Annotated in this window: 19 protein-coding genes and 1 pseudogene; 16 read left to right on the plus strand and 4 right to left on the minus strand. The window is 56.1% G+C overall.

Annotated features, from left to right (window positions below; all coding sequences use genetic code 11):
- Positions 1-6 precede the first annotated feature (6 nt).
- The 5 genes from ABNF92_RS00220 to dinG are packed head-to-tail and all read left to right on the plus strand — an operon-like array spanning position 7 to position 6,934.
- Complete coding sequence (locus tag ABNF92_RS00220) at positions 7-795, plus strand: VacJ family lipoprotein (protein WP_349344045.1); 789 nt, start codon at positions 7-9, stop codon at positions 793-795.
- A 29-nt stretch (positions 796-824) separates the two neighbouring features.
- The gene (locus ABNF92_RS00225; RefSeq protein WP_349343095.1) at positions 825-2,312 is read left to right on the plus strand and encodes a DUF3336 domain-containing protein; all 1,488 of its coding nucleotides are present in this window, start codon (positions 825-827) and stop codon (positions 2,310-2,312) included.
- Position 2,313: 1 nt separating this feature from the next.
- The gene (locus tag ABNF92_RS00230) at positions 2,314-3,999 is read left to right on the plus strand and encodes an AAA family ATPase (protein WP_349343096.1); all 1,686 of its coding nucleotides are present in this window, start codon (positions 2,314-2,316) and stop codon (positions 3,997-3,999) included.
- A gap of 2 nt (positions 4,000-4,001) precedes the next feature.
- Positions 4,002-4,730: a general secretion pathway protein GspB gene (locus tag ABNF92_RS00235; RefSeq protein WP_069183518.1), complete on the plus strand. Its 729-nt coding sequence runs from the start codon at positions 4,002-4,004 to the stop codon at positions 4,728-4,730.
- A complete protein-coding gene (gene dinG, locus ABNF92_RS00240; RefSeq protein ID WP_349343097.1) occupies positions 4,730-6,934 on the plus strand; it encodes an ATP-dependent DNA helicase DinG in 2,205 nt (734 codons plus the stop codon). Before ABNF92_RS00235 ends, dinG begins: the two co-directional genes overlap by 1 nt.
- Before the next feature lie 270 nt (positions 6,935-7,204).
- On the opposite strand, the gene ABNF92_RS00245 is transcribed toward dinG, so the two are convergent.
- On the minus strand, positions 7,205-9,937 hold the full coding sequence (locus tag ABNF92_RS00245) for a LuxR C-terminal-related transcriptional regulator (protein ID WP_349343098.1): 2,733 nt from the start codon (positions 9,935-9,937) through the stop codon (positions 7,205-7,207).
- Between the two features lie 248 nt (positions 9,938-10,185).
- On the opposite strand from ABNF92_RS00245, the gene cysB reads away from it, so the two are divergent.
- A complete protein-coding gene (gene cysB, locus ABNF92_RS00250) occupies positions 10,186-11,163 on the plus strand; it encodes an HTH-type transcriptional regulator CysB (RefSeq protein ID WP_069183521.1) in 978 nt (325 codons plus the stop codon).
- A 27-nt stretch (positions 11,164-11,190) separates the two neighbouring features.
- Here cysB and ABNF92_RS00255 read toward each other — a convergent pair whose 3' ends face one another.
- The gene (locus ABNF92_RS00255; RefSeq protein WP_349344046.1) at positions 11,191-11,931 is read right to left on the minus strand and encodes a phosphoadenylyl-sulfate reductase; all 741 of its coding nucleotides are present in this window, start codon (positions 11,929-11,931) and stop codon (positions 11,191-11,193) included.
- 214 nt (positions 11,932-12,145) lie between these two features.
- Between ABNF92_RS00255 and thrH the strand changes: the two are divergent.
- Positions 12,146-12,759 (plus strand): annotated as a pseudogene (thrH, locus tag ABNF92_RS00260) (bifunctional phosphoserine phosphatase/homoserine phosphotransferase ThrH).
- A 65-nt stretch (positions 12,760-12,824) separates the two neighbouring features.
- Here thrH and pabB read toward each other — a convergent pair.
- Positions 12,825-14,186, minus strand: coding sequence for an aminodeoxychorismate synthase component I (pabB, locus tag ABNF92_RS00265; RefSeq protein ID WP_349343099.1), 1,362 nt, complete (start codon positions 14,184-14,186; stop codon positions 12,825-12,827).
- 222 nt (positions 14,187-14,408) lie between these two features.
- On the opposite strand from pabB, the gene ABNF92_RS00270 reads away from it, so the two are divergent.
- From ABNF92_RS00270 to ABNF92_RS00280, 3 genes are all read left to right on the plus strand, one after another.
- Positions 14,409-14,960: a hypothetical protein gene (locus ABNF92_RS00270; RefSeq protein WP_349343100.1), complete on the plus strand. Its 552-nt coding sequence runs from the start codon at positions 14,409-14,411 to the stop codon at positions 14,958-14,960.
- A 186-nt stretch (positions 14,961-15,146) separates the two neighbouring features.
- Entirely contained in the window at positions 15,147-16,166 is a 1,020-nt protein-coding gene (locus ABNF92_RS00275) for a DUF6160 family protein (RefSeq protein ID WP_349343101.1), read from the plus strand.
- Between the two features lie 99 nt (positions 16,167-16,265).
- On the plus strand, positions 16,266-17,189 hold the full coding sequence (locus tag ABNF92_RS00280) for a DUF6160 family protein (protein WP_349343102.1): 924 nt from the start codon (positions 16,266-16,268) through the stop codon (positions 17,187-17,189).
- Here ABNF92_RS00280 and ABNF92_RS00285 read toward each other — a convergent pair.
- Entirely contained in the window at positions 17,183-17,800 is a 618-nt protein-coding gene (locus ABNF92_RS00285) for a hypothetical protein (protein ID WP_349343103.1), read from the minus strand. The genes ABNF92_RS00280 and ABNF92_RS00285 overlap by 7 nt on opposite strands.
- 187 nt (positions 17,801-17,987) lie before the next feature.
- On the opposite strand from ABNF92_RS00285, the gene ABNF92_RS00290 reads away from it, so the two are divergent.
- From ABNF92_RS00290 to ABNF92_RS00315, 6 genes are all read left to right on the plus strand, one after another.
- A complete protein-coding gene (locus ABNF92_RS00290; RefSeq protein WP_349343104.1) occupies positions 17,988-19,022 on the plus strand; it encodes a DUF58 domain-containing protein in 1,035 nt (344 codons plus the stop codon).
- Positions 19,023-19,027: 5 nt separating this feature from the next.
- Positions 19,028-21,109, plus strand: coding sequence for a DUF3488 and transglutaminase-like domain-containing protein (locus tag ABNF92_RS00295; protein ID WP_349344047.1), 2,082 nt, complete (start codon positions 19,028-19,030; stop codon positions 21,107-21,109).
- The gene (locus ABNF92_RS00300; RefSeq protein WP_069183528.1) at positions 21,102-22,133 is read left to right on the plus strand and encodes a DNA polymerase III subunit delta'; all 1,032 of its coding nucleotides are present in this window, start codon (positions 21,102-21,104) and stop codon (positions 22,131-22,133) included. The genes ABNF92_RS00295 and ABNF92_RS00300 overlap by 8 nt, the downstream gene beginning before the upstream one ends.
- A gap of 116 nt (positions 22,134-22,249) precedes the next feature.
- Positions 22,250-22,600, plus strand: coding sequence for a PilZ domain-containing protein (locus ABNF92_RS00305; protein WP_008171779.1), 351 nt, complete (start codon positions 22,250-22,252; stop codon positions 22,598-22,600).
- A 13-nt stretch (positions 22,601-22,613) separates the two neighbouring features.
- Positions 22,614-23,564 (plus strand): alpha/beta hydrolase, encoded by a 951-nt coding sequence (locus ABNF92_RS00310; RefSeq protein ID WP_349343105.1) that lies wholly within the window; start codon positions 22,614-22,616, stop codon positions 23,562-23,564.
- Between the two features lie 91 nt (positions 23,565-23,655).
- Entirely contained in the window at positions 23,656-24,471 is an 816-nt protein-coding gene (locus ABNF92_RS00315) for a DUF4892 domain-containing protein (RefSeq protein ID WP_349343106.1), read from the plus strand.
- Position 24,472: the final 1 nt, after the last annotated feature.

Below are 24,472 nucleotides of genomic sequence, written 5' to 3' on the forward strand. Positions count from 1 at the left end.
CAGATGATGAAACACTTTTTTATCCGGCGCCGGCTTGTTACGTTTTGCCTGTTGTTGTCCCTGGCTACCGTTGTGCCATCGGGTCAGGCGATAGCCCAGAATATGCAGGAACCGCCTCCCGAAGGTTCGGTACCGGTTGATCCCAAAGACCCCTGGGAAAACTGGAACCGCAAGGTGTATACGTTCAACGAAACGATCGACCGATGGTTCCTGAAACCGGTTGCTCAGGCCTATCGGACGTTTACCCCGCAGATTGTTGACCGCGGCATTACCAATTTCTTTAATAACCTGACTGAACTCAGGAACTTCACCAACAGCGTGTTGCAGCTTAAAGGGGAGTCGGCCGTCGTTGCTGTGGGTCGATTTACCTACAACACTACCTTCGGTCTGGGTGGCCTGATTGATGTGGCAACCGCCTTTGACCTGCCTGAACGGCCCGAGGACTTTGGCCAGACTTTGGGCTACTGGGGTGTCGGTTCGGGGCCATACCTTATGCTGCCGTTTCTCGGGCCTTCCACGCCAAGGCACCTGACCGGGTTTGCAACTGACGGCTTTGCGTTGCCATCCGCTTGGGATACTGTGGACAGTCCTGAAGTTTATTACGGCCGCGCCCTCCAGATTGTTGATAAACGCGCGGATTTGATTCCTGCGGAGAGCTTCATCTCTGGCGACAGTTACGTGTTTGTTCGAAATGCCTTCCTGCAGCGTCGGGAATTCCTGATCAATGACGGGAAGGTGGTCAACGATCCGTTTGCCAGCGGTGATGATGAGGATCTGATGCTCGAGGATTTCTGAGCGTCATCCGGATTGATAGGAGGTCAGCGGTGCTGAAGGATCCAAGAATAGCCAAATTCCGGAAGATGCTGGCCGAGGCGCCGAATTATGAAGTCTGGAAGGCAGCAGCGTTGGAGCTGGACTTTCTGGAAGGTAACGCCGAGTGGAAAGAGGATTTCGCTTCCGATCTCTATCACTACGAATTGATTTATGACCGCCTTAGCAACCTGAAACAGTATCGCCAACAGAATGATGTCGAACGCCTGAAGCGGGCCCTGAGGGAGGGACTGCACCACGATCTCGGGAACATGGGCAACCCGGCACTTTACACGCGATCCCGCGTTGGTACCAAACACCTGATCGAAGAATACATTACCCAGGTGTGTGAAGCCCTGGATTACCTCTGTGATCAATCCGTCCCCGGTTTTCCCGTTGCCGACAAGCTGCAGTTCTTTCGCGATACCCTGACAAGCTATGGTCGGCCGGCGCTCTTGCTCAGTGGTGGCGCTACCCTTGGTGTTTTTCACTTCGGAGTCATCAAGGCCCTCTGGGAAAAAGGGCTTCTGCCGCAGGTTATCGCCGGCTCAAGTATCGGTGCCATTATCGCGGGCATTCTCGGTGTTCATACCGACGCGGAAATTCCCGAAATGCTGGTGCCGGAAAACCATAACCTGAAAGCGTGGAAGTGGCGGGGCCTGCTCAGTGCCGTTCGCGGAGACGGGCTGATGGATCAGGAAGAGCTTCGCAACTGTCTGCGGGGCAATATTGGCGAATACACCTTTGAGGAGGCATACCAGCGTACCGGCCGTTCGATCAACGTGAGTGTTTCTCCGGTACAGGCTCACCAGAAGGCTCGTTTGTTGTGCGGATATACGTCGCCTTACCTGATGGTCTGGAGTGCGGTACTGGCGAGCGCCGCGGTTCCGGGTATTTTCCCGCCGGTTACCCTGATGAAAAAGGACATTCAGGGCAACACGCTGCCTTATATGCCACGCCTGAAGTTTGTGGATGGCTCGGTTGTTAGCGATCTGCCTATTGAGCGCTTGATGCACCTGTACGATGTGAACTACACCATCGTTAGTCAGACCAACCCCCATGTGGTGCCCTTCCTGAGCCAGCGCGGTCGTGATGAAAAGCTGTCTTTTGGCAACCTGCCGATGCATTTGATGAAGTCCGAAATTCAGTTCCACGGCCAGGGGGTATTCGATTACCTCCGTAAACGCCTACGGCCGGAACTTCTGAGGCAGATGTCGGGCCAGTTGTACACCATTATGGCCCAGCGCTATTCCGGAGACGTCACTATCGCCCCCTCGTACTCGTTCAAGGACTACAGCAGGATGCTGGCGAACCCTGATCCGGCCTACGTGCGTCAGATGATTCTGGCGGGCGAACGCGCCACCTGGCCCAAGATCTCCATGATCCGCTCCCATGCCCGCATCTCCAAAACCCTGGAGCGGTGTGTGCGAAGGCTTAAACAACAGAACCGGCGCACCGCCGAACTCAGACTGATCAGTAACGCGGATTCCGGTACGTCCTGATATGTATTACGATTTTTTCGGCTTTCGCGAACCGCCGTTTTCCATTGCCCCGGACCCTCGTTACCTGTACCTGAGCGATCGCCACAAGGAGGCGCTGGCGCACCTGATGTATGGGGTCCAGGGGCAGGGTGGTTTCATCGTGATCACCGGTGAAGTGGGGACCGGAAAAACCACCGTTTCCCGATGTTTCATCGAAAATGTACCGGATAACGTTGATATCGCGCTGATCCTGAATCCGAGACTCTCTGCCCGGGAGCTGTTGTCCTCCATCTGTGACGAGCTGGAAATCCCCCATGAGATCAGTGCCACCATTAAGGAACTGGTGAACCTGATAAACCAGGACCTGCTCAAGGCCCATGCGGCTGGGCGCCACAAAGTGCTCATGATTGACGAAGCTCAGAACCTGTCGGCCGAGGTACTGGAACAGCTACGGCTTCTGACCAACCTGGAGACGGCAGAGAAGAAACTGCTTCAGATTGTCCTGCTTGGCCAGCCGGAGCTTCAGGAAATGTTGGCGCTGCCGGAGTTGCGACAGTTGAACCAGCGGGTAACCGCACGCTACCACCTCGACGCCATCGGTCGGGAGGAGTTGCCAGCCTATCTTCGCTACCGACTCAGCGTGGCCGGCATGCGCGGCGACATATTTTCTCAGCGTGCGATGACTCGTCTCTTTCGGGAGAGTCAGGGCATTCCTCGCCTGATCAATCTGATCAGCGACCGGGCTCTACTGGGCGCTTACGCGGAAGGTGAACATGAAATCACGGCTGATCATATCCGCCACGCAGCCAAGGAAGTGCGTGGCGCTTCCATTGGTCCCGTGCCTTCACGATCACGCCGATCCGCTGACAGAACACAGTACCTGATCGTTGCCGCGTCAATACTGGTGGCCATTATCGGAACCGCCTGGTTGTTCGAGCGGTGGTCTCCCGACAGTGCAGTCTCATCAGGTCTGTCGTCGCCAGAGCCGCTGAAAGGGGCAGTTGAGCGGGTGGAGGAGCAATCCGGACAAGTTGAGGAAACGCCATTACCGGCGACAGAAGAGCCGACTCGGCCTCCTGAGCTGGCCGTACCGGATCAGCTTCTGGATTCCGTTTCGGCGTTCCAGGTGCTTTTCGGGATCTGGGGAAGGGACTACCAGCCATCGGAAGCGCCCGTGGCCTGCGAATGGGCCCGAGAAAGCGGGCTGGGGTGTCTAGATCGGCAAGGCAGCCGCCGAAGCCTGGAATTTCTCGACCGCCCGGCCATGCTTCAGCTTCAGGATGAGGCCGGCAACACCGGTTTTGTCGTGCTCCTCAGACTCGATGGCGATACGGCAGAGGTGGCCTTACCGTCTGGCAACCAGACTGTTTCCTTTGCCAGTATCGAGCGCCACTGGTTCGGTGAATATCGGGTACTCTGGCGCTTGCCCGAATACCTGACGGGAGACGGGTTCTACAGTAATGGCGGTGGTGAGCAACTCTGGATCGGTGCGCGAATGATGGACCTGGCGGATATGCACAGTGATTCCCGTGCTGAGAGCGATCGCGTTAAACGAATGAATGCGGAAGAGCAGGTTCGCTGGTATCAGGCAATTACAGGGCTCACTGTGGATGGAATTGCTGGCGCCATGACGATCATACAGATCAACAATGATTTGGAGGCTTCCGTTCCTCGCCTCAAGCCCAAGCAGTCTGAAGGTCGAGAGTAACCATGTCTTACATTCTTGACGCATTGCGAAAATCTGAAACCGAGCGGCAGCAGGGGCGCGTTCCTGACCTCGGTCAGCAGGTTCAGCTGATACATCGTCCGAAGAAAAAGCGGGTGTCGCCGGCTGTCTGGGTAGCGCTGGCACTGATGCTTAACGCGGGTGTTCTCGCCTTCCTGTTCTGGCCGGGCACGCCGCTGCCCTGGGGTTCTGCGGATCAGGCAGAGGTGTCACCCGGACAGGATATTGTGAAGAACGCACCGGAACCGGTTTCGGTGACGCCCGATGCGGAATCGGATCCGATGTCGGAAAGCCCTGTTGCCGAGACGGGGGCAGTTCCGGAATCCGACGTCGCTGATTCAACGCCTCCGCCAATTGCCACTGAAACGCCTGAACCTGAGCGCAGGGAGCGGGCAACGGTAATCGTGCCCTCATCCGCAATATCCGAAACCAGGGTGCCGGTAGTGGAGCAGCGGCAGGCAGACCGAGTGCCTCATCTGGTAGAGTTGCCGCTTTCATTCCAGAAGAGCGTCCCGGATTTGACCTTTAACAGCCATATCTATTCGTCCTCACCCGCATCTCGCCGGGTGATGATCAACAATACATACCTTCGGGTGGGCGATACCTTCGAGGGCCTGCGAGTGGACGATATCACCGAAGAGGGCGTGGTGCTGAGTCGTGACGGGCGCCGTTTCCGGGTTGGCGTTGTGCGGGACTGGGTGAGCCCCCGCTGATGCCACTGACCGACGACATCAAACAATCCATCCAGCAAGGTTATCGCGATGTGCTCGCCGGCAAGGACATCCGGGCGCGCTATGGTCAGCGTCTGATGATTGCTGAAATCGCCAGGTACATGGGCGATATCACCGAGAACGATGGCCAGAGAACCTCACCGGCCTCGGCCTGTGTTGTGGAGGCAGGCACTGGTACCGGCAAGACCCTTGCCTACCTGATCGCTGCCATTCCGGTGGCAAAAGCTCTGGGCAAAACCCTTGTGATTTCCACCGCGACCGTGGCTCTTCAGGACCAGATCGTACTCAAGGACCTTCCAGACCTGAAAAAGCACAGCAAAATGGATTTCAACTGGACGCTGGCAAAGGGTCGGGGCCGCTACCTGTGCATGTCCCGTTTGGAAGCCCGTCTGCACGATGAGGGTAATACCGACAGCGATACCATGCCCCTGTTCCTGCTGGACGGCCCCAAAAACGAAGAGCCCGGTACCCGAGCGTTTTTTGAAGAGATGCTGGCGAGCTATGGGTCCCGGGAGTGGGACGGCGACCGGGACCATTGGCCGGAGCAGATCCCGGACGATGTCTGGCGACAGGTGACCACAGATCACCGTCAATGCACCAACCGTCACTGCGCCTACTTCGACAGTTGTGCGTTTTTCGATGCCCGTAAAGACCTGGACGATGCCGATATCGTGGTCGCCAACCACGATCTGGTGCTCGCGGACCTGGCGCTCGGCGGCGGGGCGATTCTGCCGGAGCCGGAGAATGCTCTCTATATTTTCGATGAGGCTCACCACCTTCCGGACAAGGCGCTCAATCACTTCGCCGCATCGCTTCCCCTGAACGCTACCCGGCAATGGCTAAAACAGCTTTCCCAGGCGCTGGTGAAAATGCAGCCATACCTCGCGGCTGGTACCCAGGCCGCGAAGTCGCTGGATCGAATCAGTTCCGCTTCGCGGGAGGTGGATCTCGTGCTGAACCGGGTCTACGAGGAAGCTGAGCAGAATACCGGATGGGAGTTCAACGAGGAGCGCCGGACGGCCCAATGGCGTTATCCGGAAGGTGAGTTACCGGAGGCTATGGCGGAGCTGGCGGCCGAGAGCCGTATTGCAACCGCCAATATGGTCCGGCAATTGGGTGTGCTGGCGGATGAGCTTCAAGGCGCTTTCGACGAACGCAAGGAACATGAGATAGACCGGGAAACCGCGGAAGCCTGGTATCCGGTGATCGGCTCGTTTCACGCCCGGGCAGAAGACCAGTTAAGGTTGTGGACGGCCTGGTGCGAGCAGGGCAGCGCCAAACCTGTGAGTGAACCAGAAACTGACGGTGAAGCGGCTGAGGAGGCCGCGGCCAGGCCGCAAACACAGAAAAGCCCGCCACCGGCCAGATGGGCAGTACGCCAGCGTTGGGATCACGCGGAGGACATTACCCTCTACAGTTCTCCCGTATTGGCGGATAACCTGTTGTACTCGAGGCTCTGGTCCCGTGCCTACGGAGCCGTTCTCACCAGTGCCACGCTGACTGCACTTGGACGGTTTGATCGTTTGAATGCCCGGGCGGGGTTGCCCCAGGGAAGCCGTTTTCTCGTTGTACCCAGCTCTTTCAGGTACGGTGAGATGGCGACGGTTGAGATTCCGGCGATGTCCGCCATGCCAACGGATGACGGCTTTGCTGATGAGCTGACAAGGCGGTTGCCCGCCCTTTGGGCGGGAGAGAAAGCGACCCTGGTCTTGTTTACCTCGCGCCGCCAGATGCAGCAGGTGCGTGACGCACTGGCCCCGGAGTATCCGGATCTCATCATCACCCAGGACGATATGGCCAAGGGCGAAGTGCTTCGCCAGCATTGCAGCAGGGTGGACGAGGGTCGACCGAGTGTTCTTTTTGGTGTGGCCAGTTTTGCAGAGGGCATAGATTTGCCCGGGAAGTACTTGCACCACGTTGTAATTACCCGTCTACCGTTCTCTGTGCCGGACGACCCCATTGAGGCGAGCCTGGCGGAGTGGGTGACGCAACGAGGCGGTAATCCCTTTATGGAAATCACGGTACCGGATGCTTCGATCAAATTGGTCCAGGCGGTAGGGCGGTTGCTTCGAACCGAGCAGGATACCGGCAGGGTGACCATTCTGGATCGACGTATAATTACCAGGCGTTATGGGCAGCTTTTACTGGACGCTTTGCCTCCGTTCCGTCGAATGATCGAGCGCTAGGGCTTGGCCTCGGGTTACCTGGGCATAAAAAAAGAGCCAGCCCGGATGGGGTGGCTCTCGTCAAAAGGGGTTCTTTCGAACCCGGGCGTCGAAACAACGCGGAACAAGAAATCTGAAGGCCTGAAGTTTCAGAATTCCTGGTGAGGTTTCCCTCACCGTTGGAATAATCATAGGGGATTAGAGGGCGTAGTCGGATCGTCCAAAGGGCGTAGCGGGCTTAGATTGTTGGTGCAGAATGTGACGCCTGTCACATTTCTGACTGCCTCGACCTCAGGCTTCAAAAAGCCCGAGGTCCCGGGCGCGGGCCAGGGCCTCGGTCCTGCGGCCGACGCCCAGTTTGCCATAGAGATTCCGAATGTGGGCTTTTACGGTCGCCGGCGCGACCTTCATTTTCGAGGCGATTTCCTTGTTGGCATGCCCCTCATGAATCAAGGCCAGCACCTCCAGCTCGCGCTGGCTGAGTGGTTCGGGTAGCGCTGTTGGTTGCTGTGCCGGCTTATCAGCCGAACGGCTGGTTGGGGTTTCTCGAGTGTCAGAATTCACCTGTCTCGATTGGCTCTGATCAACAAGCATCTTCCTGAGATTGGTGTTCCAGCTGCCAGGGCCGTTCAGCGCGGGCAGCTTCAGCAGCAAGGCGCGAAGATCCGGGCTTTCCTCGGCAAACAGTCGCATGAACCCGGCCTCAGCGGCCAGATTTAATGCCCGGGTCAGCATCTGTTGCGATTCGTCGTTCCGCTTTTGCTGTGCCAGGGCCTCGCCATAAACCAACAGTATCTCCACCAGGTGACGGTTGTGGGCATTGCGTTCAGCCGGTTTCAGCAGGGCGCTTAGTATTTCCTGGGCACGTTCTGGCTGATTCAGTGCCACCAGTACACGTGCTTCGCTGATTCGGCTTTGTTCAAGGTGAAGCGGGTTGGTAAATTCGCCGTCTGCTCTGGCATCCAGGCAGGCCCTGGCTTTTTCCGGGTGGCCGGTGGCGAGATAGCACCGCGCAAGAAGGGCCGTGCTTGCCGGTGGTTCGAATACGATCTGTTCACGGCGTTTCCGGCCTGTCTGGGAGGCATCCTCCAGTGCCTCAATTGCCTCCTGAAGCTTACCTTCGCTGAAGGCAAGATGGCCACGAACGTACTGGATGATCACATGCTGCCCCGGTTCCGTACCCCGCTCCACATGCTCCAGAAGCGGCTTCAGATGCATCGCTGCGAGCTCTGAATGGTTGCGCTCCCTGTGGATTTCACACAGGGTGCTGTTTTGCCAACAGGAAATGAGCCTTGGTTGGCTCGGGTCTGCGTAATGCTTATCCACCCATTGCCGGATGTCAGTGCAGGTTTCCAGCGCCAGATCGATATCGCCCCGGTTGTACTGAATCCAGGCCAACAGTCCGCCACTCGAGAGCACCGTGCTGGGTTTATGTTCGACCTGCCCGTATCGAACGGCTGACTGGAGTGCGTCCTCAGCTTCAGTAAGCTCACCCTTGCCATAGTAATCCAGGCCCAGTCCGTAATAGGTCACGGATTTCAACGGTATGCGGGTGTGATCTATCTCCCGGAGCACCTGGCGGGTGAGGTCGGCGGCGCTCTTGTCGTCACTCCGGGTACGGGCCAGATACGAGCGCATCAGCGAGATCTCACTCTGTAGTCCGAGAGCCCCTTCGGCATCCGGGTGTGAATCAGCTACCTGACGGTCGAGCAGATCCTCAAGGGCCGATAGCAGCGGTTCCAGAGTATCCACGCGGTTGGCAAAGAATAATCCCCAGATACGGAGCATCTGGAGTTGTGGGTTATCGTTGACGAGCGACTGTGGCAGGGCATCGAGCCAGCCCAGAACGGGCAGATGGTAGCCACCATGAATCAGATTGTTCCCGTGTTCGGCCAGTACCCGGGCGAGCCAGGGCCAGTCCGTCTGACGGACGATCTGGGCAATGGCCTCCTGGACATGACCGTGGGCCAATAGCCACTCCACAGTGCGTTGCCAGAGGCGCGTTGCCTCTTCCGGTTCTGTATGACTGATCCTGAGCAGCAGCGCATCCCGGAACAGATCGTGATAGCGGAACCATTCGTTACGAGTATCCAGCGGAATCAGGAACAGGTTCTGACCCAGAAGTCTCTCAAGCATTTCCTGGCTGTCGCTGGACTCGCGGATTGAATCACACAGGGAAGCGCAGAGCCGGGGGCAGCAAGCGGTTTCAAGCAGGAAGTTCGCAATATCCCGGGGTTGTTGGTCCAGCACTTCACTCAGAACATAATCGCTGATGTAGCGCTCATCCAGATTTATCTGGCTCCCTGACTTCGCAGCTTCCTTCCCGGAGAATGTCGAAGACAGGGCGGAAAGCTGCATGGCGGCCACCCAGCCTTCGGTTTTATGGTAAACGGTGTGGACATCTTCGTCTGAGATCTGAAGCCCCATGGTTTCGCGGAAGAACTGCCGACACTCGCCCTCTGAGAAGGCCAACAGGCCAGGATGGATATCCTCAATCCAGCGGCGGACGCGCCAACGTGCGAGCGGCAGGGGCGGCTCTGTTCGGGACGCCAGGGTGACCAGGATTCCCGGCGGCAGATAGTCGATGAAGTAGGCAAACTGCCGGTGGATAGCCGGGTTTCCAACAAAGTGGAAATCGTCCAGTACGAGGCCCCACGCACTGCCGTCCTGAGCCAGGATATTGATCAAACCGGTGATGGCCTCGGTAAAGGACTCGTCAGACTGGTGCGCCAGCTGTTTACGCAACTCGGCGGCGCCGTTCAGCCCGGCCTGTTGGAAGGCGCCGATAACGTATTGCCAGAAACGCCTGGGCTCATCATCGTGCTCGTCCAGCGATAACCAGGCGGTGGGTGAGGTAACTCGTGCGCACCACTGGGCGACCAGTGTGGTCTTTCCAAACCCGGCTGGAGCAATCACCAGGTTCAGTCGTTTGGGGCCATAGGTCTCGAGCAGGTCGCTCAGGCGGTCGCGCTTGACTGCGCGAGCATCGGAGGTAGGCCTGAGAAACTTGGTGGTGAGCAGCATGGATTCCCTGGGTATATGGAGTATTGAATTGCCCCGGTTGGGCATTAGGGATTGTGTCTTTTGTAATGACCAAGTCAAGGGCTAAGAAACCACGTTCACCTCGGCAAGGTTTTATCAATGGCTGCGTAAATGCATTTTTGGTCTAAACTGTGTGAAAGTAGTCACCTATATTAAAAAAGAATGAAAGCCTGTATTTTTATGCGTATTCTTCTACCAGGTCCTTCGATCTCCAGGGAGCAGCAGATTCAATGAAACTACAACAGTTGCGCTATATCTGGGAAGTTGCGCATCACGATCTGAATGTGTCCGCAACCGCCCAGAGCCTCTTTACGTCGCAGCCCGGTATCTCTAAACAGATTCGCCTGCTGGAGGACGAATTGGGGTTGGAAGTGTTTGCCCGCAGCGGCAAGCATCTGACCCGAATCACGCCGGGCGGCGAAATCATTATTCGTGAGGCGGGAGAGATCCTGCGGCGGGTTGAGGGCATCAAGAAAATTGCCCAGGAATTCAGCAACCAGCGCAAGGGCGATCTGAGTATTGCCACAACCCACACTCAGGCGCGGTATGCGTTGCCGCCGATCATCAGCGGTTTCATTGAGGAGTACCCTGACGTTTCCCTGCATATGCATCAGGGCACGCCGATGCAGATCTCCGAGATGGCTGCCAGCGGCGCGGTCGACTTTGCGATTGCGACCGAGGGCATGGAGCTTTTCAACGATCTCATCATGATGCCTTGTTACAAATGGAACCGGAGCGTCATTGTTCCCAAGGATCACCCTCTGGCCAAATTGTCGGAACTGACGCTACCGGAGTTGGCGGAATACCCGCTGGTAACCTACGTCTTTGGTTTCACCGGTCGATCCAAGCTTGACGAGGCGTTCCAGTCCCAGGGGCTCACGCCCAAGGTTGTCTTCACGGCTGCGGATGCGGACGTTATCAAGACATACGTAAGGTTGGGTCTTGGCGTCGGAATTGTCGCCAGCATGGCATTTGACCCCAAAACCGATACGGACCTGGTCGCGCTTGATGCGCGCAAGCTGTTCCGCCCCAGTGTCACTCGGATTGGTTTCCGGAAGGGGACTTTCCTGCGGGGGTATATGTATGACTTCATTCATCGCTTTGCTCCCCACCTCACCAAGGATAAGGTGGACGAAGCTGTGTCCCACCAGGGCAGCCGGTCTGAAATCGAGGAACTGTTCAAGGATGTCGAGCTCCCCACTCACTAGAGAGTGAGCGGGGAGGCTGCGCCCGGGTTATTCCCGGGCGATCAGGTTGCCGGCGTGCAGGCCGCATTCTTTCTGGGTGGCTTCTTCCCACCACCAACGACCCTCTCGCTCGTGTTGTCCCGGCAGGACAGGGCGGGTACAGGGTTGGCAGCCGATGCTTACAAAGCCCTTCTCATGTAACTCGTTATAGGGCGCCTCGGACATCCGGATGTAATCCCACACTTCTTTCGATGTCCAGTTCGCCAGCGGATTGAATTTAACCAGCGTTTTGTCATCGGTTGAGAAGGCGGTGTCCTCCTGGACAACCGGCACGTCATTGCGTGTGCCCGGACTCTGGTCCTTCCGCTGCCCGGTAATCCAGGCATCAACCTTAGCCAGCTTTCGGCGCAGGGGATTGACCTTGCGAATGCCGCAGCACTCACTGTGTCCATCCTCGTAGAAGCTGAACAGACCTTTCTTGTTCACCAGATCCTGGACTTCCTGAGCGTCTGGAAACAGAACCTCGATCTCGATGCCGTAATGCTTGCGAACACGCTCAACAAACTCGTAGGTTTCCGGGTGCAGACGGGCTGTATCGAGGGTAAACACCTTCAGGTTGTCGGTGAGCTTGTGCGCCATTTCAATCAGCACGACATCTTCAGCACCACTGAAGGAAATGGCGATGTTGTCGTACTTTTTAAGGGCAGTTTTGAGAATCGAACGGGGGCTCTGGCCTTCGAGCTCTTCCCGCAGGGTTTGAATATCGGTCATGGCCCGGCATTGCCTTATTTTGGTGTGCAAGTGAATCTAAGTTGGTAAAAAGGCTACCATTAAACGCCTAATATCCTGAAGGAATGACAATCTATATGGTTATTCCGCGCATAAAAGCGTCGCTTTACACTTCTACGATGCAATCCCGCCCGGTTTTTCTTATCATACGCTCCGAATAGCAGCAGACGCACTTACCGTGGTCGCCCTTAACCAATTGAAGCAGGAGATCGTTGTGGAACTGGCATGCCTTGACCTTGAAGGAGTATTGATCCCGGAAATCTGGATCGCGTTCGCCGAAAAGACCGGCATTGAGAGCTCAAGGCCACCACCCGCGATATTCCGGATTACGACGTACTGATGAAGCAGCGCCTGAAGCTGCTGGACCAGCACGGATATGGTCTGCCGCAGATTCAGGAAGTAATCGGTGAGCTGGATCCGCTGCCCGGCGCACGGGAGTTTCTGGATTGGTTGCGCGAACGTTTTCAGGTGGTGATTCTCTCCGACACCTTTTACGAATTTGCCATGCCCCTGATGAAGAAGTTGGGTTACCCGGCGCTGCTGTGCCACAAACTGGAAGTGGCAGACGACGGCCAGATCACGAACTACCTGCTCCGCCAGCGCGATCCCAAGCGCCAGTCAGTAAGAGCGTTCCAGTTGCTGAATTACCGTGTGATTGCTGCAGGGGATTCCTACAATGACACCACCATGCTGGGGCAGGCGGAAGCCGGTATTCTGTTCCATGCGCCGCAGAACGTGATCGACGAGTTTCCGCAGTTCCCGGCGGTTCATAACTTCGACGATCTCCGGCAGGAGTTTCTCAAGGCCAGCGCGATCCATAACGCCTGATCGGAACCCTGAACACGGGGTCAGAAGAGAGCCTTCTACTGACCCCGTTTTCAACTGAATCTATTTTACTCGATCACCAACTCTTCCAGAAAACGCATCAAAGGCCCGACCTTCGCGAGCGTCTCCTGATACTCGGCCTCGGGATCCGAATCCGCAACAATCCCGCCCCCGCCCCAGCAACGAATGGTTCCCTCTCCATCGCACAGCATGGTTCTAATCGCAATATTGCTGTCCAGGGTGCCGTCCAGTCCGCGATAGAAAATAGAACCGCAGTAGGGGCCGCGCCAATGGGGCTCCAGCTCCCGGATGATTTCCATTGCCCTGATCTTGGGCGCACCCGTAATCGAACCGCCCGGGAAGGCATCAAAAAGAGCCTTCAAGGGTGTTACACCCTCGGCCAGCTCGGCGCGGATGTGGCTGACCAAGTGATGAACGTTCTTGTAAGACTCCAGGGCAAACAACTTGTCGACTTTCACGCTGCCCGGCTTTGCGTTTAGGCTCAGATCGTTGCGGAGCAGGTCGACGATCATCAGGTTCTCGGCGCGGTCTTTGTCTGAGGCTTCCAGCTCGGCTGCCAGGGCGTAGTCAGATTCGGGCGTTGTTCCCCTGGAGCGGGTGCCTTTAATAGGGCTTGTGTTTACTGTTGTCCCATGAATTTCCAGAAACCGTTCGGGGGAAATAGAAAGTACTGAAAAGTCTCCGAAGCGAATAAAGGCGCTGTAGGGCGTCGGGTTCGCCTCGGCTAGTGCCTTGAAAGCCTGCCAGGGCTCGCCGCGATATCGACCGTCAAATTCCTGGGAAAGATTGGCCTGGTAACAGTCTCCGGCCTCAATGTAATCCCTGATCCTTTTAACGCTGGCCTTGAAGTTGCTTGATGACTGCCTTGGTTTGAAGCGGGACTCCATCACCCAGGTCTTTTTTACCGCCGCCGGCTCTGTATTAATCCACCGATCAATCTGGGCACGGGTGTCTGCAGGGCACTCCGCATGGACCCAAAGAAAATATTTTTTGTTTTTTCGGTTGTAGCTCGCGGTCCAAAGGTAAAAGCCGGCTGAAAGTAATGGGAAGGGTGTTGGCGGAGCCTGATCAGCCAGGCGAGTCTCTCGGGCGTAGCCGAATTCGTAACCGAGGTAGCCAATCCAGCCGCCGGGCAGGAATTCTGCGCTCAGTGAACTTTTTAGCCGATATCGAGTGACCTGGGACTCCATTTTGGCGGCATTATCACCGGTATCGAGAGGCCCGAGTGAAAAGGCCGGGGCTGAAGATAGGTAATGCGAATCGAGGGCTCTGGCGCTGAAGCCGCAGAGTTCACCGCGGTTTTCACCTTGGCCAACGCTACCGATGTAAACGAAATCTGGCTCGGTACAGGCTTGCGACAGAAGTCTCTGAAAAATATCGGCGCTTATTTCTTCAAGGCTTGGTGCCACAGGGAGTCCTTCAACCAGGTATTGCGGATTTCAAGTGTATTCTAAGGGGTCGACTCGCAGCATGGAATGGGATTATTCGGGGCAGAATTCCCCGCCTTGCTCACAAGCCGTGCCTTTCAGTTGCGAAACAGCGCACTGAACCTAGATTCGAAAGCTGCAAAATTAACCAGGGTTATCAAGCGGAAGAACTCGCACCAAAACAATTAAAAGGCAAGGGCATTTATGCAGAGACAAATGAATGTGGCAGCTGCAATTTTTTACGGTATTTTTTTGGTGGCAGCTTCTCTTAGTGCGAGAGCCGAAGCGCCACGGGAGCCGATATCCCCTGAGGAATTAGCAGCAGAGATCCAGAGCAATACTCAATTTCTGGCAGGCAAGTCGTTGGCGAAGGCAAAAGCGCTTCTCGAGGCCTACGACGATTTCGCCCCGTTTGGTGCCGCTCTTCTACCGAATGGCGAAGTGAAATTCGTCTGGGCAATAAAACCAGGGGAGTTGGCAGCGCCGGAGACCGTAAAACTCGTTTTGAACTCGATCCGACTTGCATTGAGGGCTCAGGCAGATGAAGGGCGTATTTTGGGCTCTGCGGTCATCTATCGTTACCGACCGAATGGCGGTGAAAAAACCGAGCAAGTGAACATGGAACTGGAGTATCTGACAGGATTTGCCCAGGTTCTTGCAACGGAGTACGAGATGGTAGATGGCGAGGTCCAGTACGAGAAGGGTGCGACCAAACCCTATGATCCTCTGATCTTTCCGGCTAAAGCAGGTTCCTAGTTGAGTCTTTTAGTGCGACCGGTCACAAAAATAATCGGAATGTAAAAGTGTGTGACAATCTGTTTAAAAATGTGCTTTGTTTCCCAGTTTAGGTCACTTTGGTCTGACAAACTGATTCTGCGGTGTGAGGAAATGCCGCTATAAAAAACAAGATCAAGAATCAACAGAATCTCAAGGAGATTTAGTATGAAAGGCCTGAAAAAACTTGCTCTCGCAACTGCGGTTGCAGCAGTTCCTTTTGCCGCTCAAGCGGAAATGAAAGCACTCGACGATACCAGCATGGGGAACATGACCGGCCAGGCGGGTATCACAATCGAGCTGGAAGCTAACGTCGATATCGGCGAAATCGCCTATCAGGACGCTGGTTTCCTGGCTATCAGTGATGTAACCATTGGTGGTGCAGCTGATCCGCTTACAGGAACGGGAGGCACCTCCGGCGCATTGGACGATGTTTCTTTATACATTGACGTCGCTGGTCCTTCTGGTAGCCAAGACCTATCGGGACAAAGCGTTGGTAACAAATATTTGGTCGGCGCTGCTACTAATAAACAAAACGTCACATGGTCCAATACCGCAACGACTGCCGACGGCAGCGCTTCTTATGAGTCGGGCATGCCAGATATTCAAGACGGTGACTTGGTTATCGGTATAAGGTCTACATCCGGTGTCCCGGTAGACTTCGGTGTGTCCATCGGTGCAGTTAGCCTTGCAAAATCTGGCTCCGAAGTTGGCAAACTTGACGAGCAGCGGCGCGTGAATGGCGGCAGCAGCACAACGCTTGTGTCTGATCTTGATATGACTGGTCTTCTCGGGCCTATTGATATCGTAATTCAAGAAGATACAGACGTAATGAATGTAAACGCTTTCTTCAACGTCCAAGGTACCTTGAACGCCGATTTTGTCGGCACTTCATTCGACTTCGAGCTGCATAACCGCCGGGGTGATGACACCAACGGACTGCAAGTCGTTACGCCAAACGGCACTGTAGACACCAGCTTTGCACATGCACAAGTTGACATTGGTAAGACCACATACGTTACCGACTATGCCACTGGTTCTACTGGCGAAGCCTTGGCGCTCAACGTCAACAACTTCTCCGGTGATCTCGACCTGAAAGACATTACCATGGGAAATGCTCCTTCCATTGGTGATGTTTACATGACTGATCTTCGATTGGACGCCAAGATGACCGTATACGGCCACTAATGGCGCACATCGGATGATGTCGTGAAGAAGAGCGCCCTGGGTCTTCCTCGGGCGCTCTTTTTTCTTATTTTTCAAGCAACCAGGGCAATGGACTAAGCCATGAAAATTTCCCATGTTTCGTTGACTCTTCCGTTGGCACTCTTGCTGACCTCAAACCAGGCATGGGCCGAAATGTCCGCACTTGGCGAAACGGAGCTGTCGGACGTTACGGGTGCCAATGGCATCACTATGGAAATGTCATCTCTGGCTTCCGTTGGCCGCATTGAATTTGAAAGCAGTGGCAGCTTCCGGGTTGACAACGTTGTTGCCGGGGGAGCTGGTGTCACCGCTTCCGGGGCGAGCGCGGGATTTGGACAATTTTTTGATCAGTTGACGCTGTCGCTGGATATTCTCGAAGACGGTGTTATGCAGGTTGGCCTTCGGTCACTCCCAACTGGCACCACAGGAGAACCGGATACGATAGATTGGGGCGTTGCAACCGGCGCTACCGATCTCATTGGGGTAACCGGTAAGTCGACAAGAATTGCGTCTGGTGTGGAGGCCTGGGGCAGGATTCTCTCCGCTGACTATAAGATTGGCCCAAGCCTTGATTTGGCTGGCTATGACAGTCGGCGCGCGCTGATGATCTTTACGATTGAAGATCTGGACCTCCTGGCCGGCGCTGAAGGACTGGCCGTTCAGAATCTCAAAGTTTTGGGTACTGAAAACATTGAAAACGGTGGGACTGCACTGGGTACAGATGCGCTGGCCGCCTTTTTTAGAAACGAAACCAATCTCTCAGACGACGAAATCAGTCGGTCAGTAGCTGGTGCAGAACAGGGGTTTGCCGTTATCAACTCCAGCGTAGGTGTGGAGCCCGTCGAGGTTGATGGGGTCACCAGAGAATTGAGAACCATCCGGATTGATGCAATGGCAGCAGATGTCAGTGTCACGAATATGTCCGTAGGTGGTACGGCGCTTGGTGCCACTCACCTCGATAACCTTCGGGTAAGCGACACCACCGTTCGATTCAATAACTACTGATCCGGCACGGCAATTGAAAGATCGAATCCGCCACCCGGTCGCGGCGTCAAAGTAATCGGCCCCTCGTTAATAGCATGTGGAACCTGTATCTGATCAATCCCCGGTGGATTACCGATACTGAAATTCAGGTTCTGGCCATCAAAGCCAATTCCCAGTTGATCGTTAAGAAACGTCTGTGTAAAAGGCTCTTCTGGAATCTGTGCCTGCTGCCCAAAAATGATTGGTGGAATTGTTGGCGTAAACTCGGCCGGCGGCTGTGCCCTGGCGATTTCTTCGTGGGGCAGGAGCAGGGCGCGCCGGAGAAATTCCTCTTCTGCGCTTTCCAGAGCATCGGTCTTGCCCTCGTCAATATACCGCTGTAGTGCGTCCCGGTAGGCTTCCTCTTCCGCTTCGGACAGGACTGGTTCGCCGGGGGAGATTGTGAGAGAGCGCAGAATACGTTGCCGGTCGGCTTCAGATTTCTTTCGCTCCTTGGGCACAACGATAACGGCGGAATCCTTAACATAGGTTTCCACCATCTCATTCGAGGTCATGGTCTGAACGCCACCAAAGGCAGGTAAGGCAACAACCAGACCACTGATGGCGGTGGTGAGCAGGTGTCGGCGTTTCATAGTCTGGCCCCTTTTGTATAAAAGAATGCTCCCTGAAGCGAGTATTCGGTTTGTAGGACAGGAATTCAAGCTGGAAGGTCCGGGATTGTGATCAAAATCGTCGATTTTTCGGTACTGTTACTAAACACAGCAAAAACATGCTCGAATACCATGAACTTTTTCGGCATCCCAGGGCCACAGTGACACTATGAATAATCCGTTCCGAAACCGATTTCGTCGCTGGATTAATCGACGGATTCCGCGATCCGACCTCCAGACCTTTAGTCAGAAAAATATCTTCATTCTACCGACCGGTGCGGGAGTGGTGTTTGGTCTTTTGCTTGTGATCATGCTGTTAACCGGGATCAATTATCAGAACAGCCTTATCTACCTGACCACCTTTCTGCTGGGCGCCGTGTTTGTCGGCGCCATGCACCAGACCCATCGAAATTTGTCCGGCCTTGAACTCACCCTGATTCAGCCAGGAGAGGGCTTTGCTGGCGACGATATTCCGTTCCGGCTGCGCCTGAAGGCAGGGCGGGATGACGCCATTGCCATCCTTCTCTCGTGCGAAGAATCCGGACTTGCTCCAGTGCACGTTCAATCAGGTGAGGCGCAGGAGGTGACTCTGCCGGTTCAATCCGCTTATCGCGGCTACTTGAGGCCTGATCGGGTTCGGATTGAGACCCGGTTTCCTTTCGGCCTGCTGAAGGCCTGGTCCTGGCTGCGGCCAGTGTCCGCCGGTGTCGTATTTCCAAGGCCGATTGCGGCGCCAGAGGCATTCAGCACGGTCGCGGATGGTGATGAGTCTGCCGAGGCAAGATCTGTCGAGGGCAACGATCACGCCGATATACGGCCTTGGCGGGAGGGCGATCTCAGCCAGCGGGTGCTCTGGAAACGATTCGCACGAACCGGGCAAATGGTGGTCGCCGACTGGGAGGGCGAACAGGGCAGCCCCTACTGGCTGGATTTTAACGCCTACCCCGGAGCAGACCATGAATTGCGGCTGAGTTACCTGGCGTTTCTGGTGAATGAGCGGGGGCGTAGTGGCGTTCGGTTCGGACTGAACCTTCCTGGACAGGTCATTGAGCCGGACTCTGGCCCGGCCCATGTGGCCCGGTGTCTACGGGTATTGGCGACCTGGGGTGAAGAGCGACCAAGGGATGCGATGAGAGAGCCCCACGGAACGCGGAGGAAGCGAGACGATGAGGCAACCCAGTGGGTTTCGGAGGGTCAGGCTTGAGTTTTCTGGACCGCCTGCGAGGCAAAGAGTCAGACGACGCTAGAGAAAATAATTTGCCCTCCAGGGCTTTGCTATGGCTGATCAGCAGTTTTACCTTGCTGCTGTCTCCACAGTGGGATCGTTTACCCGTGTGGCTGATCGCCGTTTGCGGTTTGCTGGCGACTTGGCGCTGGCTAGCGCAGAGCGGGCAGGTAAAGCTTCCTGGCCGAATACTGCGAACTGGGATTATGTTATCAATGATTGGGGTGTACCTAGCGACTGTCCAGGGCCGCTTTAGTGTTGATACCGCTGCTTCCTTTTTCGTAGTTGCAGTTGGCCTAAAATGGTTGGAAACGCGGTCGGTGCGTGACTTCTATGTCCTGTTTTTTATCCTTTTATATCTCGCAACCGTGAATTTCCTCTTTCATCAGGAAATTCTCTGGGCATTGGTGAATTTTACGGGAGTAGCGTTTCTGCTCGTGGGTTTGCAGGTCTTGAATGCACCGGAGTTGCCCGGAGGAATGACCCTCGTTTGGCGCAGGTTAGGGGCAATGTTCCTTAAAACGATTCCAATAGTCGTACTGCTTTTCGTATTCTTCCCCCGAATGTCGCCACTGTGGAGCGTTCCGCTGGTTTCGGGTGAGGCCCGCACCGGTATCAGCGATACCATGAGACCCGGCGACATTTCCAATCTGGCCCAGAGCAGTGAACGGGCTTTCCGGGTAACGTTTGGAGGCGAAATGCCCGCCTATCGCGACCGATACTGGCGCGGCCTTATTCTCGACTATCTGGATGGAGAGACCTGGCGCCAGGGGCAGCGAGAGGGTTTTGGTCCTCTCGGCCGCGTAGCGGTTGATGGCGGGATAGGAGACCTGGAACCGAATCAGTATGACGTCCTTCTGGAGCCAACCGATCAACGTTGGGCCTTTGCACTTGAAAACTCACGTGCAGTCTCGGATAACGTCTTCGAGGGCATGGCTGACCTTTTCCGGTTTCGGCGGCCAGCTGACAGCCCGGTTCGTTACCGGTTGGCGTTGGAGGAAGAGGGTTCATCCCCTGAGCAGCAAAGCCCTACCCAATTGCGGCAGTACCTTCAGTTGCCGGCAGAAGGCAACCCCAGGGCCCGGGAATTGGCCGGTGAGCTTCGCCGTACGATGGGTGATGAACAGGTCGTCAGGACTCTCCTGCAACGATTCCGTGAACAGGAATATTTCTACACGCTTAGACCACCTGCCATGCCAGATGACGGCATTGATTCCCTGTTGTTCGACGAAAAACGGGGCTTTTGCGCCCACTACGCAGGCGCCACCACGTTCGTACTTCGGGCTGCGGGGATTCCCTCGCGAGTTGTGGTCGGTTACCAGGGTGGAGAAAGCGGGGCCGGCGGCGATTACCTGATCGTGCGCCAGTACGACGCCCACGCCTGGGTTGAAGCTTATATTGATGGGCGAGGTTGGGTGAGGGTCGATCCTACAGCGGCCATTGCGCCGGACCGGATTGAGTCTGGTCTTCGGGATGCCGTTGCCGAAGAGGGTTCTTTCCTGGAAGACAACTGGGCCTCGCCCCAGCGGTACGCCGATGTAGCCCTGGTGCAATGGGCAAGCCTGCAGCTGGATCGCATCAACTACCAGTGGCAGCGCTGGGTTGTCGGTTACCAGGGCCAGACTCAGATGGATTTTATGTCTCGGTTACCCGGCGGGTTCGGCATGCGGGAGCTGGGGTACATGACAGCAGGTATCGTTGGCGCCGGCTTGTTGATTGCCGGGTTGATTTCGGCGCTCCAGATGCGCCGGGGAGAACGGCGTGACGCGTTTCGGAGAGTGGTCGATACCTGGCATCGGCTGTGCGCCAGCGCCGGGGTGCCCGTTCGCCATGGTGAAACGCCATCGGTGCTGGCGTCACGACTGGCGAAAGCAGAACCGGCCGCGGCAGATTCGGCCAGGCTTTTTGCCCGTATGGTCAACAGCCATTACTATGGCGCTGGTAAAGACGAAAACGGCGGTGAACAGGTAAAGCGAATGCGCCGTCTGCTCGCCACTATGAAGCGTCAACTGCGGAAGCGCCAGCTGCGCAGATCCAGGACTCGGACAGGAAAATCCAGTGACTGACATTGCCCAAGATATGCCGTGGCTAACCCGCGCCTGGCAAACCGTGCAAAGCCGTGTAGCGGAAGATCGACTCCCGCACGCCCTGATCCTCGTGGGAGAGCGGGGAATCGGTAAGCGGGCCTGGGCCGAGGCCGTTGGCGGACTGTTGTTGTGTGAAAAGCCTGTGAATAGTGATGCGGGTAAGCCGGTTGCCTGTGGGCACTGTAAGCAATGTGAACTCCTGGCGGCTGCCAGCCACCCTGATATCCGGGTTTATGCGCCGGAAAAATCCCGAATGGTGAAGGTTGATCAGGTGAGGGCGCTTTCGTCTTTTGCAGTGGCCTCTCCGCAGGTGGCCCATCACAAGGTGGCGATCATCGATCGGGCGGACCAATTGAATATCAACGCGGCGAATGCGTTGCTCAAGACCCTTGAAGAACCGCTGCCCGATGTCACTCTGATCCTGTTGCAGGAGAGCGGGCGTCCTGTCCTGCCTACCATACGTTCCCGTTGCCAGACGTTGACTGTTCCTGTGCCGGGCAACAAGGAAGCTAATCAATGGCTCGCCAGCCGCGTGCGGGATCTGCCAGAAGACGACCAGCCCTCTGCTGAGGTGCTGGCAAAAGCCCTGATGCTCGCCGGGAACGCGCCGAGGCTGGCCCTCGACTATGCTACCGGTGATTTTATTGGCCTTCGCGATACGGCTCTGGAGCGCTTCAAGGAGTTCATGAAATCCAGAATTCCGGTGGGCGAGGCCGCCAAGGCATTCAAGTCGATGGGGCTGGAGGATACCCTGTGGTTGTTTGAGACCTGGGCCGCCGACCTGGCCCGCCTGATAGCCGGCGGAAGTGCCCAGGATACCGAAGCCGCTGATATGCTCGGCTTCCTTGCCAGAACCACACCTGCCTGGCGGGCCCATGAATTGCTCGATATGGTAAAGGATTCCAGGGCAGCAGGTGTGTACAACGCCAGCCCGGAGCTGGAAGCAAGTCGGCTTCTGATCGCCTGGCAAAAGCTGATGCCAGTCAAACGCCCTGCGGCATAGGTGATCATTGCCTGCAAGATTGCGCCTTTGGGGGCAACAGCTGCTATGATTCCGGAATGAAAGGGATTTTCAGATCCCGAAAACGTTCAATACGATCTTAGAGAAAGGTGTCAGTTATGGGGCCAGGATTTGGCGCGCGCAGTGGCATACTTACCCTGACAATCAAGGACAAGGCAGTGCTCTATGCCGCATACATGCCTTATATCCGCCAGGGTGGTCTGTTTATCCCGACCCAGAAGCAGTATCAACTGGGCGACGAGGTGTTTCTGCTTCTTAACCTGATGGACGAGCCTGAAAAGATCCCCGTTGCCGGCAAGGTCATATGGATAACGCCCAAGGGGGCTCAGGGTAACCGCGCGGCGGGCATCGGTGTCCAGTTCAATGGCGACGATGAAACGGCCCGGACCAAGATTGAATCCTATCTGGCAGGCTCGCTGAGTTCCGATCGCCCAACCCACACAATGTGAAGGCGGGAGTCGGATGAACGATATAGTGATTCCCACGGAGGCTTCCGGCAGCCAGCCAGAGCCTATCGACACTCAGGGAACTACTCCGGCATTCCGGGAGTCTGCCTGGAAACTCCGGCACATCACCCTGGCCGGTCTCAGTTGGCCCTCCGAGCCAGAGAGTCATGACAATACTCCAATCCTCATGCTGCATGGCTGGCTCGACAACAGTCTTACCTTCGTAAAGCTGGCACCGGAACTGACATCCCTTGGGCCGGTTTACGCCCTGGATTTCTCCGGGCATGGCCATTCCGGACACCGCCCGGAAGGCCAGAGTTATCTCTTGATGGATTATGTTGCCGATCTGGCTGAACTGGTTGAGCGCTATTTCCAGGAAACTCCGGATGGCAGGATCAACATAGTTGGTCACTCGCTTGGCGGAATTGTTGGCGCCCTGTATGCGGCAGCGTTCCCGGAACGGGTTCAGAATCTGGTGATGATCGATAGCCTGGGTGCCCTCAGTCGGCCGGTCAAAGAGACCATTCCCCAGCTGCGCAAGGCCATCAAAAAACGCATTGCAGGCTCGGGAAAGCAGGTTGTATACCCGGATATCGCCACCGCAGCCAAAGCCCGCGAGGGCGGATTGAGTCCGCTCAGCCCCGAAGCTGCGCTGACCCTGATTCCACGTAATATGAACCCTGAGGGAGATGGTTACGTCTGGCAGACCGATCCCCGGCTGCGACACCCCTCGCCGCTGATGATGACCGAAGATCAGGTGTTGGCCTCGCTGGCAGCGATAGACACCCGGGTGCTTTTTGTCAGAGCCGATCAGGGTCTTTTGTCGTACAGAAAGGACCTGGACAAACGTGCGGAAGCCATTGCGCACCTCCAGATTGTGAAAGTACCCGGGGGTCACCACTGCCATCTTGATGGCGAGACCGGTCCGGTTGTAACAGCCATCAGACAATTCCTGGAAAATGAGTAATCGCTTGCTGAAATTACTGTTCAAACGTTTTCTTGTTCTAACTCTCGGTTTCTTGGCGTTTTCGACTGTCTCACAGGCTGCGCCAGAAGATATGCCCGAGCCGTATCCGCAATCGACGCTTGAGGGCACCGTCCGGATTCAATCCTCGGGGCATCTGGTCTTGTTCAGCCCTGTAAGAGAGATCAATAACGAAATCCGCTCCGAATCCCTGGCTCGGCTACCTGTCACTGGCGAAGGGCGCCTGTATCGGATTGCCCGGGACTCCAGTCGGGAAGAGGCGCGGGACCATTATCTGGGTCTGTTGCGGCAGAGGAATGCCCAGATTCTTTTCGAGTGTTCCAGCATCCGGTGTGGACGAAGCAACGTCTGGGCAAACCAGATCTTCAACCAGGCCGTTCTCTATGGGCGTGATGCAACGCAGGATTATCTGGTTGCCGGCACCGTTGCGGAGGATGGCTCTCGCTGGCTGACCCTGGTTTATACGGTTACCCGGGGCAACTTGCGGGAGTATGTCTGGGTGGAACACCTGAAGGTGGAATCCGGAGCTACGATTCCGGGATTTGGCATTGGGACCAGTCGAGTTGAGGGGCCGATCATTGTGCCCTGGCAAGGTGGTATGACCTATCGGTTTGACTGGCAGGCAACGGACCGCAGACGGGTGACCGACCTGGCCCGTGAAGAGGGTACAGCGGTTGTCCTGGTGGGCTATTCTGTACTGGAAACCGATGAATCGTTCGCTGAGTCGATGGAGCGTGCCCGTCTGGCCACCGAGTCGCTTTCGGAGGTGCTGTCGAAGACAGGTGTCTCACGTAACCAGCAGGAGATCATCGTGGTTGGCCCGGCAGGTGTCTTCAGTGATCCGGACAGGCAGGGCGATCGGGTGGAAGTGATAGTGATTACGAGGTAAT

The sequence above is a fragment of the Marinobacter sp. MMG032 genome (assembly GCF_040112695.1).
Classification (GTDB): domain Bacteria; phylum Pseudomonadota; class Gammaproteobacteria; order Pseudomonadales; family Oleiphilaceae; genus Marinobacter; species Marinobacter salsuginis.

Bases quoted from the DNA above. Each gene is read 5' to 3' on its own strand.
- ABNF92_RS00220 (WP_349344045.1), top strand. From the start codon at position 7: ATGAAACACTTTTTTATCCGGCGCCGGCTTGTTACGTTTTGCCTGTTG.
- ABNF92_RS00230 (WP_349343096.1), top strand. From the start codon at position 2,314: ATGTATTACGATTTTTTCGGCTTTCGCGAACCGCCGTTTTCCATTGCC.
- ABNF92_RS00235 (WP_069183518.1), top strand. From the start codon at position 4,002: ATGTCTTACATTCTTGACGCATTGCGAAAATCTGAAACCGAGCGGCAG.
- dinG (WP_349343097.1), top strand. From the start codon at position 4,730: ATGCCACTGACCGACGACATCAAACAATCCATCCAGCAAGGTTATCGC.
- ABNF92_RS00245 (WP_349343098.1), bottom strand. From the start codon at position 9,937: ATGCTGCTCACCACCAAGTTTCTCAGGCCTACCTCCGATGCTCGCGCA.
- cysB (WP_069183521.1), top strand. From the start codon at position 10,186: ATGAAACTACAACAGTTGCGCTATATCTGGGAAGTTGCGCATCACGAT.
- ABNF92_RS00270 (WP_349343100.1), top strand. From the start codon at position 14,409: ATGCAGAGACAAATGAATGTGGCAGCTGCAATTTTTTACGGTATTTTT.
- ABNF92_RS00275 (WP_349343101.1), top strand. From the start codon at position 15,147: ATGAAAGGCCTGAAAAAACTTGCTCTCGCAACTGCGGTTGCAGCAGTT.
- ABNF92_RS00280 (WP_349343102.1), top strand. From the start codon at position 16,266: ATGAAAATTTCCCATGTTTCGTTGACTCTTCCGTTGGCACTCTTGCTG.
- ABNF92_RS00285 (WP_349343103.1), bottom strand. From the start codon at position 17,800: ATGAAACGCCGACACCTGCTCACCACCGCCATCAGTGGTCTGGTTGTT.
- ABNF92_RS00290 (WP_349343104.1), top strand. From the start codon at position 17,988: ATGAATAATCCGTTCCGAAACCGATTTCGTCGCTGGATTAATCGACGG.
- ABNF92_RS00305 (WP_008171779.1), top strand. From the start codon at position 22,250: ATGGGGCCAGGATTTGGCGCGCGCAGTGGCATACTTACCCTGACAATC.
- ABNF92_RS00310 (WP_349343105.1), top strand. From the start codon at position 22,614: ATGAACGATATAGTGATTCCCACGGAGGCTTCCGGCAGCCAGCCAGAG.
- ABNF92_RS00315 (WP_349343106.1), top strand. From the start codon at position 23,656: ATGCCCGAGCCGTATCCGCAATCGACGCTTGAGGGCACCGTCCGGATT.